This is a genomic window from Candidatus Uabimicrobium helgolandensis (genome assembly GCF_041508025.1).
Taxonomy (GTDB): Bacteria; Planctomycetota; Uabimicrobiia; order Uabimicrobiales; family Uabimicrobiaceae; genus Uabimicrobium; species Uabimicrobium helgolandensis.
Map to the genome: position 1 here is coordinate 9,223,734 of NZ_CP165719.1, position 12,207 is coordinate 9,235,940.

Annotated in this window: 12 protein-coding genes; 6 read left to right on the forward strand and 6 right to left on the reverse strand. The window is 34.1% G+C overall.

The features are described from left to right. Nucleotides 1-50: 50 nt before the first annotated feature. Together UABHE_RS34195 and UABHE_RS34200 are read left to right on the forward strand one after the other, a co-directional pair. Nucleotides 51-596, forward strand: a complete 546-nt coding sequence (locus UABHE_RS34195; RefSeq protein WP_372367987.1) for a dual specificity protein phosphatase family protein — start codon at nucleotides 51-53, stop codon at nucleotides 594-596. 135 nt (nucleotides 597-731) lie between these two features. After that, nucleotides 732-1,919 (forward strand): hypothetical protein, encoded by a 1,188-nt coding sequence (locus tag UABHE_RS34200; protein WP_372367988.1) that lies wholly within the window; start codon nucleotides 732-734, stop codon nucleotides 1,917-1,919. 61 nt (nucleotides 1,920-1,980) lie between these two features. Here the strand turns inward: UABHE_RS34200 and UABHE_RS34205 are convergent, their stop codons facing one another. From UABHE_RS34205 to UABHE_RS34215, 3 genes are read right to left on the reverse strand one after another with little or no spacing between them, the layout of a single operon-like run. After that, nucleotides 1,981-2,691, reverse strand: a complete 711-nt coding sequence (locus UABHE_RS34205; RefSeq protein WP_372367989.1) for a hypothetical protein — start codon at nucleotides 2,689-2,691, stop codon at nucleotides 1,981-1,983. Continuing rightward, nucleotides 2,678-3,331 carry a YdjY domain-containing protein gene (locus UABHE_RS34210; RefSeq protein WP_372367990.1) on the reverse strand — a complete coding sequence of 218 codons (654 nt, stop codon included), beginning with the start codon at nucleotides 3,329-3,331 and terminating at the stop codon, nucleotides 2,678-2,680. The genes UABHE_RS34205 and UABHE_RS34210 overlap by 14 nt, the downstream gene beginning before the upstream one ends. A gap of 2 nt (nucleotides 3,332-3,333) precedes the next feature. Beyond that, nucleotides 3,334-5,565, reverse strand: coding sequence for a tetratricopeptide repeat protein (locus tag UABHE_RS34215; protein ID WP_372367991.1), 2,232 nt, complete (start codon nucleotides 5,563-5,565; stop codon nucleotides 3,334-3,336). 290 nt (nucleotides 5,566-5,855) lie between these two features. Here UABHE_RS34215 and UABHE_RS34220 point away from each other — a divergent pair, with 290 nt between their 5' ends. Genes UABHE_RS34220 through UABHE_RS34230 form a run of 3 tightly spaced genes read left to right on the forward strand, consistent with a single transcriptional unit; the run spans nucleotide 5,856 to nucleotide 8,325 of the window. After that, complete coding sequence (locus tag UABHE_RS34220; protein WP_372367992.1) at nucleotides 5,856-7,505, forward strand: hypothetical protein; 1,650 nt, start codon at nucleotides 5,856-5,858, stop codon at nucleotides 7,503-7,505. Further along, complete coding sequence (locus tag UABHE_RS34225) at nucleotides 7,506-7,991, forward strand: RNA polymerase sigma factor (RefSeq protein ID WP_372367993.1); 486 nt, start codon at nucleotides 7,506-7,508, stop codon at nucleotides 7,989-7,991. Then, nucleotides 7,984-8,325, forward strand: coding sequence for a hypothetical protein (locus UABHE_RS34230; protein WP_372367994.1), 342 nt, complete (start codon nucleotides 7,984-7,986; stop codon nucleotides 8,323-8,325). Before UABHE_RS34225 ends, UABHE_RS34230 begins: the two co-directional genes overlap by 8 nt. A gap of 78 nt (nucleotides 8,326-8,403) precedes the next feature. On the opposite strand, the gene fdhD is transcribed toward UABHE_RS34230, so the two are convergent. Genes fdhD through prmC form a run of 3 tightly spaced genes read right to left on the reverse strand, consistent with a single transcriptional unit; the run spans nucleotide 8,404 to nucleotide 11,080 of the window. Next, entirely contained in the window at nucleotides 8,404-9,240 is an 837-nt protein-coding gene (fdhD, locus tag UABHE_RS34235; protein ID WP_372367995.1) for a formate dehydrogenase accessory sulfurtransferase FdhD, read from the reverse strand. A 7-nt stretch (nucleotides 9,241-9,247) separates the two neighbouring features. Continuing rightward, entirely contained in the window at nucleotides 9,248-9,895 is a 648-nt protein-coding gene (locus UABHE_RS34240; protein ID WP_372367996.1) for an HAD family hydrolase, read from the reverse strand. Nucleotides 9,896-9,946: 51 nt separating this feature from the next. Then, complete coding sequence (prmC, locus tag UABHE_RS34245; protein ID WP_372367997.1) at nucleotides 9,947-11,080, reverse strand: peptide chain release factor N(5)-glutamine methyltransferase; 1,134 nt, start codon at nucleotides 11,078-11,080, stop codon at nucleotides 9,947-9,949. Between the two features lie 20 nt (nucleotides 11,081-11,100). Between prmC and UABHE_RS34250 the strand changes: the two genes are divergently transcribed. Continuing rightward, nucleotides 11,101-11,937, forward strand: coding sequence for a hypothetical protein (locus UABHE_RS34250; RefSeq protein ID WP_372367998.1), 837 nt, complete (start codon nucleotides 11,101-11,103; stop codon nucleotides 11,935-11,937). Nucleotides 11,938-12,207: the final 270 nt, after the last annotated feature.

Here is a 12,207-nt window from a genome sequence, read left to right on the forward strand (position 1 = left end):
ATTATCAAATCTGCTAGAGTTTTTTGCTTTAAGAGTTGAGGAAGTTATTCATGGAAGAATCAACACCGCAAATTTCTCCTATTCCCAAACAAGCTTTTTTAGAGTGTATGAAAAGCGATATTTTTTGGATAACAAACTGTATTTCAGTGGGGCCTTATCCTGAAGAAGATAAACATGAGATATTAAAACAAAATAATATCACCCATATTCTCAATGTCTGTGAATATGAAGGGAAATTCAAAGAAACGATTGAAACAGCTTGGTTGCCAATAGAAGATCTAAAAAAAATACCTAATGGTTTAGTAATTGATTGTTTAGAAACAATGCATGATTTTTTAGAGAATTCGCAAGCTAAAATCTATGTGCACTGTGTAGCAGGACAAAATCGTTCGCCAAATATTATTTGGCTTTATCTAATTGCATGTGGGTTGTCTCCTGAAGAAGCACGAATGCTAATTTCACGAGCAACTTTAGATGCTGTGGTTGGGCATCCACTTATTGTTGATGATAAACACACCAAATTAGCATCTAAACATGGTATTAAAAATTTCCTACCTCTTAGACGTGAAGAAATTATTTTACCTTCGTTTCTTTGAATAAAGACAACTTTATCAAAGGAAATCAGCGATGAGGCGTTATGGACGAAGGAGCGAGCAATGGGGAAAAATAGAGCTATTATTACCAGCCGCTAAATACGACTAACAAATTGTTATTGCCAGGTAAAATAAAATATGAATTCTAAGCAAAAGCCATTTCCTGTATACCTATGGCAGGAGATACAGAGTGAAAACACAAGGATTTATTTGATACTTGAATCTTTTCAAAAACGTTGGAAGAATATAAGATCACAGCTTTCCTTAACCGACACAGAGCGGTTAGACATGGCGTTTAAAAATGAATTTGAGAATTTAGAAAGATTTTTTTGGGGTCGAAAAGAACAATTCAACATCGCAACTAGAATCTTTGGAAGTTTGCAAGAGCTAGTAAATATGGGAGCTAGTGCAGAAAAATTAAATAAGGATGCGTCAAGAGGTTTTAATATAGCAGAAGCGATAAGATACTTTCCTTCTTTTACAAAACAGCAGGATCTTGATCTAGCAAATAAAATTATTTGGCTGACTATACAAGCTGGAGCTTCTTTATTAGAACAGAGATCATATACTAGGGACCTTTCAGTCTGTTGCCTGATAAATGATATGAGCAAAGCAAATGTGCATCCATTAGAACAGTTATACGAATACAGTTACCAAATAACCTGTCTGATGTTTGTTTCAAACATAGGCATACCAATGGAAGATTGCGATGGATTACTCTTTGCTTTGCTAGCAGATAATTGTCAAAAAGATGAGTCTAAAAAAATAGCCATGCGTCTTATAAAACGCATAACTGATACTAGTTTTTCTTACTTTTCTTTGTCAAAAATATTAGTAAATGTTGTAAAACATAAACAATGGGAAATGATTCCTATTTTGCTACCATCGTTACCTCACATGAAAAACTTAACTCAAATTATCCGAGAATTTGCCTCTAAAGAAGACATTCGTGGCATAATAAATGCTTTCACTTTAAGTAAAACAGGACGCAATATTTTTAAACATCAATTTCAACATCATTGGTTATTACAACATACTATAGATAACTATCCAGGTATTCTTTTTGATTTAGTGAAACGACGAGAAAAAACTATACTAGAAACTTTTTGCAAAAAACATCGTTTAAAACTAATCAATCTAAAAGATACAAAAGGAAATACTCTTCTTCACATTGCGGCTAGTTCAAACGGTAAAATGAAAAATATCGCAAAAATATTGCTAAATGCGGGAGCAGATCCAACCATAAAAAACAATGAAAATGTTACTCCCTATGACATGGTTCTAAAAAGTAGAAGATCTGATTTAAAAGAGCTATTTGGGATATAATTCAGGCAGAGTCTCATTTGTGGAATTCAAACAGATTTTATAGTAAAGTTTTACAATTCTCTTAGCACCACGAACTTTCGCGGAATAGCCAGTTGTTGTCGTTTTGGTTGTCCCAAACTTCTTCTTCGTTAGTAAATGCTAACTCAATGTATTCTGCGCCATTTGTTTTTTGTATAATTGTTGTCCATCCACTACGAATGCGTTGCATTTTTTGCAGTATATGCGAATCCCAGTCGTTAGTTGTAGACATACAATATAACTGTTTAGAGTTAGCTAAAAAACCGCTATAATAGATAACAATCTCATCTGCAGAAAAGGGGAATAGCACTACTGGTTTGTGAAAAATATCTTTCTTACTGAGTATCGGACGAATATATATATCGAGGTTTATGTAGCCTACTTTGATATCATTTTTATAAATAGATAGTTGTTTGTGGTTAAAGAGAGGGAAGGTTGAAGATCGTGCAAATGTGAGTATTGTTGCTCCAAGATCTGGATTTGATATTTCTTTAATCGGGTTATTTTGAATCGAGGAGAAGTATAATTTTGTTTGTAAAAATTCTCCTACGTAGTTGCCAAATAAGATATTGTTCATTATGGGATGCCACTTGTTGTGAGATAACTCAAAACTAGATAAGCGGCTTTCGTAGGTGTTTTTTGGTAGGTGTACCAAAGGAAAAAAATTTTTAGCAAAAACAATAGGCGGATTCTTGTTGAAATGTTGTAAAAATAGGCTTTTACAACGTATTTCTACATATTTATTTAGATTCATTTTTTAACAACTGTTTTAAAGAAAATGTAACTTTAATTGCTGTTCCTTTTTTAGGAAGTATTTCGTTATTAGCATAAAAAACAGTATCGTCAGCGCGCTCTGGTAAAGGATTATTCACAATAGCATCAGGGTCGTAAAATGTTGCGATTAATACACCACTAATATTTGCCATGTAAATGCTCTTCCCACTCCTTGGATCTTTTCGAAAGCGGCTGCCCGTAAATACCCACTTGCAAGAAGCCATTGATTTTCTTGTACGTGCATTTTTTACTAGTTTTTCAGCGCGAAATGTTTTGTTTTTATCTTTTTCTTTCCATGAAACGTAAACGTACATTTCACCACCAAAAATAGGGGAATTATCACCTTGTTTTTTACCTCCGCCGCCCGTTTCTAAACCCAAAAGCAAAAGAGCGGTATGAAGTAAAGATGGATTGCAAAGTAGCTTAAGAACACTTTCGTGCTCTTTTCCTCCTGGAGCAGTAGCAAGTAGTTCTACAAGCCCTTTGTTCATATTCACAACACCATCAATTTCAATAGTTTTCTGTTCTAGATTAACATTAATTCCTTTTAGGTTAATAATGTTATTTTTTTGCGCATATATACAAGAAATAAAAATAATGAGCATACCTACTTGTCGCATTTTTATCCTTTCATTACATAACTAACTAAATCGCGCCATTTTTTTACTTCTTCATCACCAGGAGCAAGAATAGACAAACGACGGCAAGATTGCATAACTTCTCCTAGATCACCTTTTTCTAGATTAAAAATGGCATATTTTTTGTAAAAGTTAATAGCCAAATCGTTTTTGTTTTGACGTTCACAAAGTTTTGCCATATCTAAAAATGCCGAAGGATCGTGCTCGGGAGCAAGTTCAACTATATGAAATAAAGCAGTCAATGCATCGTGATAGTTGTTTACTGCTTTTGTCATGTGGCAAATCAGTTTATACTCTTCAATAGCGCTTTCAACATGATTTAATTTGTGAAGAAGTTCAGCTCTTTTTTGTCTAATTTCAAGATCAAAAGGATTCATTGTAAGTACTTCATTAAATGCTTCTAGAGCTTCTTCTTGTAGACGACGTCCTTCGTCGGATCTACCTGCTATTTCTAGTTTGGATGCGTCGTTTAGGCAAATTTCTCCTGCGTGAATAAAATCGCGCGCTGCATCATCAAATAAGTTTAAGCGTTTATATATGTGCGCTAGCTTTTTTAAGTATGATCTATTTTCTGGTTCGATTTCAACTAATTTTTGAAGAATAGATAACAATTCTTCTGGATTGTTGGCGTTTTCTAAAAAACTAAGTAGATCGAAAAGAACTTCTTTGGCTTTCTCGAATTCTTTCTTAAAAATGTAAGTATCGGCTAACCATTCTCGTGCCGAGAGGTTTGTCGGTTCAAATTCGATGATTTTTTCGCAAATATTAATTAAATATGTATATGTAAAAGGATTATCTGAAAAGCCTGCGTCTGTAAGAATATCTCCAAGGTGTTTGTACTCTGCGATCCCTTTGTCGTGCTGACCCATAATCAAGTAGGTATCTGCTAGTTTAATGCGAGCTTCGATATTTGCATAATCTAGCTCCAGTATTTTGTGATAGGCATCAATCGTATCTTGGTAGAGTCCTCGGCTTTTATATAAGTTAGCGACTGTAGTATAAGTAAACATTGCGTCTACCGTTTCTCCAAGATCACAATATAATTTTGCCATTTTTTCGAGCACTTCGGGACTTAAAGGATTATGTTGGTAAGCGTTTTCAAGAGCAGCAATTGCCTTGCGTTTATTAATAATCGATAACTTATTAGAATAAATAATAGATGCTTTTGCACCATCTTGAAAATTACCTTTTTTAAACAATGCATCGATATACTTTTCGTGAGCATCTAGATCATCTTGAAAAACATCAAGTACTTGCTTATACGCTTTGATAGCACCATCATATTGTTCTAATTCAACGTATTGTTCGCCTAGCTGCTTATACTTTCGTACTGCTTTGTTGACTAAATCCCCTTCTTGATAAGCTTTAGCAAGCCATGTAATTGTTTCAATGCTATTATCGCCTAGCTCTTCTGCTCGTTCATAAAGTTTGATACGTTTAAAGAGATTATCACTAAATTCATCAAGAGCAGCTAACTCTTTTAATTCTTCAGCTGTTCGTAGTGCTATGTAACCAGCATCATATAATTGTGCAAAAACTTCCCAAGCATGAAATTCCGAAATACGACAGTCTTTAATAATCTCATTAAAGTCATGAACACTATCCAGTAAAGAAAGGATGTGGATGATTTCTGCGGTTAGATTCTCGTCGTATATATCTTCAGAAATGTAAGCGACATCTTTTCCTGAAGGCAATATTTCTGTAATTTTTTTCCACTCATCTGAGCGCCTTGCGGCCTCCATTAACAGAAAGTCAACTTCTATTGCGATTGGAAGTTCTAGAAGTTCTGCAGGAAATTGTTTTTTATCTATTTCATCTATTAATTCAATCTGCAAATCTGGCCATAGAAATAATTCGTATACTTCTTCACTAATTTGAAAGCCGCAAATTTCGATAATGAAATTATCATCCGCTCCTATATCTCTCAATATAGCGGGAAGACTTTTTCCTGTTGAGAGCTGCTCCTGGAAAGCAGAAGACAATGTCTCATCATCAACTTGAGAGAAGGCTCTTTGTAAACCTTCAGCAAGTACACTTGAACGGTTTGGTGACGTAACGAGTTTTATTAGACCTTCGTTAAAGTAAATATACTTTTCTTTGTCGTGGTCATTAGAATATGCATAAAGAATTGTTGTTCGTCTGTTGTTTTGCAAGTCTTGCAAAACACCAGAGAGACCAATAATTTCTATGCCAACTTTTTTGCTGCCTTCACTCATAATTCGATCCTGAGCTTAATGGAGAAATTTATTGAAAAATAAAGAGGGGAAATCCTCACCTAGTCTTTCATTATAAAACGATGCTCGCGCACAGTCAAGTAACTACGTATAAAATAGTTTTTCTATAAAATTTTTTTCATTAGACAAAAATATAAGTTTATTGAGTCTATATCAAAAACGTCGTACTTGTGAGTTCGTAAAAACTTAATTGAAACACCACTTGAGAGGTGCCGAGATTTGACTTTCGTAAATATCGGTACTTCTTAGAGCCTGTTTATAAGGAAAAAATTATGAATAAAAAAAATCAATTTATCTACACCACAATACTTTTCGCAATTATTTTAGCTTCGTTAGCTGTATATGTTATACGAAGTACATCCCTGAACGGAAATTTTCAGTGGGAGAGCTTGTTATTTTTTATGGGTGTCGTTAGCTTTTTGGTGATTGTGTATTACATAATAAAACATTGGCAAAAAAAATTACTACGCTTTTTCTATATTCTCTTGTCTATTTTAGCTATTTGTTTTTGCATAGTGCTTTTTGGGGTTACAGCAGATATGATTCCTATTTTTATTGCTGTAAATGTATCCGTTGTCATTGTTATGTATGCATGTGATAGCTTTCTGGATCGAAAATTCAATTCAAAAATTCCTATTACTACCAAATATATAATTACTATATTAAGTTGTTCTATATTCACAATTTTCCATGTATGGAATATTATAGGAAGCCGTCAATTGTTATCAGCTTTAGAAAAAGCCAAAATGTACGGTTATATGCTACATCCTGAAGAATGCAATGAAATGTACAAGAAAAAAATAGAGTATAACAAAAATGGCGGAGAACTTGTGTTGGCGTCTTGCAAGATTATTGCAAGTTACCATCAACCAATTTCCCAAGTATTTTCTAAATATGATAGCGATCGACAAGCACTTGAAGATGCAGAAACATTAAAGAAAATTGAACAAGCACTTGTCTCTTTAGAAAATGAATTTGAAATACTAGAACGAGGACTTTCTTACCCTCAGCAAATTATTCCGATACAATTTCCGGAATTATTAGAGGATGTTGATTCTATGAATTTGTCGCATTTGTCTTATTTAAACAATACAGTTAAACTATTAATATATAAATTTGTATATGAGATAAAGTCAAACAAAGATAAAAAATCGTTAAATACCCTAAAGCAAATATTCAAAATAGCTGCGATGTTAGAGTTAGAACCCCTTTTAATCTCTGAACTTGTAAGAAATAATATTGAGAGACTAGCGTTAAAAGCGATAAAGATGGTTATGAATGACAAAATCTCAAAGGAAATACTCAATGAATTTTTAGAAATTTCGCGCGCACAATGTGTATATAGGCCATTAAAGTTAGAGTCTGAAATAATGTATTTACGTAGTATATTGACTCTTTACCAAAAACGAAAAGTGCCGTATTTTGCTGGAATGTTTTTTGTACCAAGTGGCCTTCTAAAACAAGATGTTGCTTGCGGACTAGAAAAGATAATGCATATGGTTTTGATACACAAAAGAGGAGAAAAAGCGGTGCGTTATTCTTTGCGAAGCAAAGCAAAAGAAGAGAGGCTTAGTTATTGGTATTTTATATCGAACATGTTTCTTCCTGCCTTAGGCAGTGTTAATCATAGTAATTTTTCACGACTAGCAATAGCGCGCTGCGTTTTTACTTCAGTTCAGTTGCGCTTGCATGAACTACGTACCAAACAATTTCCTACAGATATAGAATTTTTAGTAAAAGAATTTCCTGTATGTACAAGTGATCCCTTTACTGGTAAAAGTTTGATTTATAAAAAGAATCTAGACGAGTGTGTAGTTTATTCTGTCGGTAATGACATGAAAGATGGTGGTGGGGCTGTCTCTGGATTTGATTACACAACAAGAACAAAAGATATAGGCATTTCATTGCGAAAAGAGAAATAAGTGGTTACTAATAAGGAGGTTTGGGTTCAAGGTGTTTTTGATGAATTAGGGGCTCTAGTTTTGAGTTATATAAAAACAATCGTTGGTGATGTACATCAAGCTGAAGACATATTACAAAATGTATTTGTAAAGCTGTGGAAGATAAATATACAATCGATTACTAATACAAAAGCGTATATTCTTACTACTGCGCGTAACGAATCTTACACTCACATACGTAAAAATAAAAAATTCTCAGCACATGTTGCGGTCGATTGCCAAATTTTTTCAAAAACAACAGATCCACTTCGCAAAATTTGTATAGAGGAAGCGTTACTGAAACTTCCACAAGAGCAAAGAGAAATTATCTTTTTAAAAATTTATGCACAATTGACTTTTCAAAAAATAGCTGATACGCTAAAAATACCGATAAACACGGCAAGCAGTCGCTATAGATATGCAATGGAAAAATTGTCAGATCTTTTGGGAGAAACAAACAATGAATGATCCCCATTGGAAAATACTAGAGCAAGAAATGCTGAAATTGCAACTAGCAGTACCAGAAAAGCATTTAAGAGAAAAATGTATTACTCCAAAACAAGCAAATATAATTATTTTAACGAAATGGCAAATCCTATCGGCGGCAATTTTGTTAATTATTGCTTCATGGAGTTGTTATGAGAATGTGCAGCAGCAACAGCAGAATTTAAATACTTATTATATTGTTCATCGTACGCTTGACGTAGAAGAATACAATAAAAAGTACCATTTGCGCAAAATGTTTACTAAAAATAAAAATATCTATTCATTACAAAAAAGTCGTTTGCAATGGTTACAGTAAAGGTGGCTAAAAATAATATTCCTAAGACGTTGTCAAAAAAATGGACCTTTGGTCCATTTTTTATATTTGTGAAGGTCGTCACTTAGGTAAATTTGAAATGCGGTATTCATTACTGTATATATTGAACTTATTATTGCGAGCAAAGCCAATAAGAGTAATGCCGCAATCTCTTGCAAATTTTATAGCTAAACTTGAAGGAGCTCCAATTGCAACAAATATTGCTATTCCGGCCATCGCACTTTTTTGTAATAATTCAAAGCTAGCACGGCTACTTGTTAGAATAATATGATTTGCTAGTGGCAAATGGCCTTTAGCAAAAGCAGTCCCTAAAAGTTTATCAAAAGCATTATGCCTTCCTATATCTTCTCTTAAATAAAGTAGATTTGCTTTAGGATCAAAGAGGCCTGTAGCGTGAATTCCTCCGGTAAGCTGGAAATTCTTTTGGGCTTTTTGCATTTTCAAGGGTAGTTCTGCGATGATATTAGTGTTTATGTGCAAAGGAGATTTTTCAATGTCGACTAGAAAAGCGCTGGAAGTTTTTATATGTTCGATCGCAGACTTTCCACAAACCCCGCAACTTGAAGTCATATAAAAACTCCGTCGTTTGATTTTAATAGTAGTATCTTGTTTTAGTTTAACGCAAACAATATTTTTATCTTCATTCTTTGGACAGTGATAGATACTGTATATTTGTTCAAAGTTATGAACAATACCTTCAGAGAATAAAAATCCTAGTGCTAGTTCAAAGTCATTTCCCGGGGTACGCATTGTAACAGCAATATTTTCGATTTCGCGCTCACCGCGAGAGCCATATTCCAAGCGAATCTCTAATGGCTCTTCTATTGCAACAACATCTTGTTGCGATAGAGATTTTTCGCCGCACACTTTAATAATCTCGAAGTAGTCGATACTCATATTCGCACTAATTTCTGAAATTTTCGGTTATGACTTTGTGAACTTCATTAAATGAATCGATAATAAAGTTTGCTTCTTCTAGTTCTTCGCGTTTACCAAAACCATAAGTAAGAGCTATGCACGGTATGTTAGCATTTTTTGCTACTTGGATGTCAACCTTGCTGTCGCCAACCATAATGCTTTTATCTGCAGGGTATTTTTCTATTAGATGTAGTAAATTTTCAGGATTAGGCTTGAGTTTTTCTGGCGCTTCTCCACCAATTATTTCGCAGAAATAACCATCTATTTGTAAGTATTTAAGTAATTTATTTGCCATTTTTTGTGGTTTGTTTGTTAAAACAGCAAGATGATGATTTTCCAAACGTTTTAAAACATTTTCAACTTCTGGATAGAGCTGAGTGCACTGCTCTACGTTGTCGTAGTAATATTCATAAAAAATGTTCCATGCTTTAGAGTAGAGATTGCTGTCAGAAATATTGTGGTGAGTAAAACAACGCTCAAGAAGACGTTTGGAACCATCTCCTACAAACGAAGAAATAATAGGCAAAGGTATTTCTTCTAGATCAATAGCTCTCATTGCAAAATTTATAGCAAGTGCAATATTTTTTTTTGTATCTACTAAAGTTCCATCTAAGTCAAAAATAAATAAATTCATTTTTTCACCTTCAATTAATTTTGTAATAGGCTCTGAGTAAACTGCGTCAGATTATATTTTTTTTACAACAATTACACGGTCAATTCCAGCATAGTCTTTCATGATCTCTTTAAATTCTAAAGGGGAAAAAATCATCTCTTTTATCTTTGTCGATTGTAAATGACCCATTTCTAGAATGAGTTCTCCTCCAGGCTTAAGATAAACACAAGCTTTTTGCAAAATATCGCGATAGAAATAATATCCATCTTCTTTTGCTGTTAAAGCCATTTGCGGTTCATGTTTTACCTCTGGTTGCAAATCTTGGTAATCCGTAAATGAGATGTATGGCGGATTGCTTATGATAATATCGAAATTTTCAGCTTTTTTAAACGGAGAAAGCATGTCGCCATTTACAAAGTAAATACGGTTTTGTACATTGTTTTTATGCGCATTTTTTTGTGCTACTTGCAGAGCCAAAAACGATAAATCGCTTGCGATAAATTGAGCTTGTTGTAAATAATATAGAATGCTAATTGCAATGCAACCACTTCCTGTGGCTATGTCTAGTCCTTGTATTTTTTTGTTTTTAAAATTTTTGATAACATATTCGACAATTAACTCTGTTTCTGGCCGTGGAATGAGAACATCTTTATTTACGTAGAAAGGAAGTGACATAAAATTTTTGTTCTGTAAAATATAGGAAATAGGTATTCGTTGTTGTCTCTTGCGTAAAAAAGACTCTAAAGTGTTGTCTTCGGATAATGATAATTTTTTTTCTGGAAATGTATACAAAAAGGAAGTGTTTACTTTGAGAACTTGAGAAACGAGTATTCGCGATTCAATTGAACTGTCTTCAGTAAAAAGAAGTGCTAGGTTACACCAAGTTATTGCAGCGCGAATAGACAAGGTATTCTTTTCATCACATGGTTTGCGTACAAAGAAATAGTTATCAACCTTTAATTGGAAAAACGCAATATTGTCAACTCTTTTCTCAGCAACAATAAAACCACCGGGCTTAACTAATTCAAAGAGCTTATCGGTAAATTGATAAACCAAAAGTGCATCGAAGGATTTTTTTTTGTAGTTATCAAAATTCTTAGATGTCAAACTTATACAAGGAATATTATCTTCGAAAGACAAAAAATTTCCTATACGCGGATTTTTTTCTGGATATAGTAAATAAATAAGTTTTGTTATTATTTTCATACAGATTCTAGGAGACTTTAATGAGAGTACTGAATATTTTAATGGTTATTGCAATGAGTTTGGGACTATGCGGATGTCCAACAACTCCTGATGGGGGTTACTACCCTTATGAACCCGTTCCTAGCGGTGGCCACAAACTTCAAGGCGTTAAAGTTGCATTCGTTGCTGATTTTGATGCAATGGGAGCTAACGAAGTAAATCAAGATCTTATGTTTGCAACTGTTCAAGATCGCTTAGGTGAATATCTTACAATAGTCACGAACCCAAATCAAGCTAATGCTCTAATCTATTTGTCTCTAAAAACTTCCCGACGATATGATCCGGCAACAGGTTCGAGTTGTTGGCACGCTACCGTTGGAACTCATGCGGTGCGAAAAGAGACTGCTCAACAATATTGGCGCTTTCAACTTTCATCAGGAGAAAGATATAAAGGAAGAGCCATTGATTGGGGATGCGAAAATAATGGCGGTTATAGTGCACGCGATGTTAGTGTAAGAAGTGTTTCTCAAGCTGTAGCAGATAAAATTATTGGCGAAATATATACAAGTACTACAATTCCCGATACTAGTGATTATGAGATTAAGTTTATGTATGATACTCGTAGCCAAAAAACGAAATTTCGCGATACGATTAGAGATCTTGAAGGAACGTTAAACATAGCTCCAGGTGGAGCAGAAGCACCTGGATACTTGGTGTACCAAGTGAAAAACATCCGTAATGGATTATCTCAAGCAGATATCATTAACTTAATTCAAGAGAAAGCAGAATACAACGAGCTTGTTGTAAACTGTATTAGCTCTAGCCCTGGAATTTTGGTTTTTGAAAGTCAAGGTGGGTTTGTGGACGAGGACTATTAGAATTTTTGTTTAGGTTAGGTTAGACTGTTGCGTTAGGTGACTGATAATTTAAGCAGTAAGTCCATAAAATACATGTAAATGAAGTGAGATGTAGAGTCTTGTAACAGCATAAGGCCCCTACATCTCACTATTATAAAGAAAATCTATTCTACAAATTCTTCCGTTTCTGAAGTTAGTTGGAGCTATGTTTTCTAATTTTAGTAGGGCGTGTCATCATTCAATACAGATAAAAATATAACGGATTCATTTAATGATACGCCAGTAGTATTG

Coding starts and splice junctions, on each gene's coding strand:
- UABHE_RS34195 (WP_372367987.1), top strand. CDS start 51: ATGGAAGAATCAACACCGCAAATTTCTCCTATTCCCAAACAAGCTTTT.
- UABHE_RS34200 (WP_372367988.1), top strand. CDS start 732: ATGAATTCTAAGCAAAAGCCATTTCCTGTATACCTATGGCAGGAGATA.
- UABHE_RS34205 (WP_372367989.1), bottom strand. CDS start 2,691: ATGAATCTAAATAAATATGTAGAAATACGTTGTAAAAGCCTATTTTTA.
- UABHE_RS34210 (WP_372367990.1), bottom strand. CDS start 3,331: ATGCGACAAGTAGGTATGCTCATTATTTTTATTTCTTGTATATATGCG.
- UABHE_RS34215 (WP_372367991.1), bottom strand. CDS start 5,565: ATGAGTGAAGGCAGCAAAAAAGTTGGCATAGAAATTATTGGTCTCTCT.
- UABHE_RS34220 (WP_372367992.1), top strand. CDS start 5,856: ATGAATAAAAAAAATCAATTTATCTACACCACAATACTTTTCGCAATT.
- UABHE_RS34230 (WP_372367994.1), top strand. CDS start 7,984: ATGAATGATCCCCATTGGAAAATACTAGAGCAAGAAATGCTGAAATTG.
- fdhD (WP_372367995.1), bottom strand. CDS start 9,240: ATGAGTATCGACTACTTCGAGATTATTAAAGTGTGCGGCGAAAAATCT.
- UABHE_RS34240 (WP_372367996.1), bottom strand. CDS start 9,895: ATGAATTTATTTATTTTTGACTTAGATGGAACTTTAGTAGATACAAAA.
- prmC (WP_372367997.1), bottom strand. CDS start 11,080: ATGAAAATAATAACAAAACTTATTTATTTACTATATCCAGAAAAAAAT.
- UABHE_RS34250 (WP_372367998.1), top strand. CDS start 11,101: ATGAGAGTACTGAATATTTTAATGGTTATTGCAATGAGTTTGGGACTA.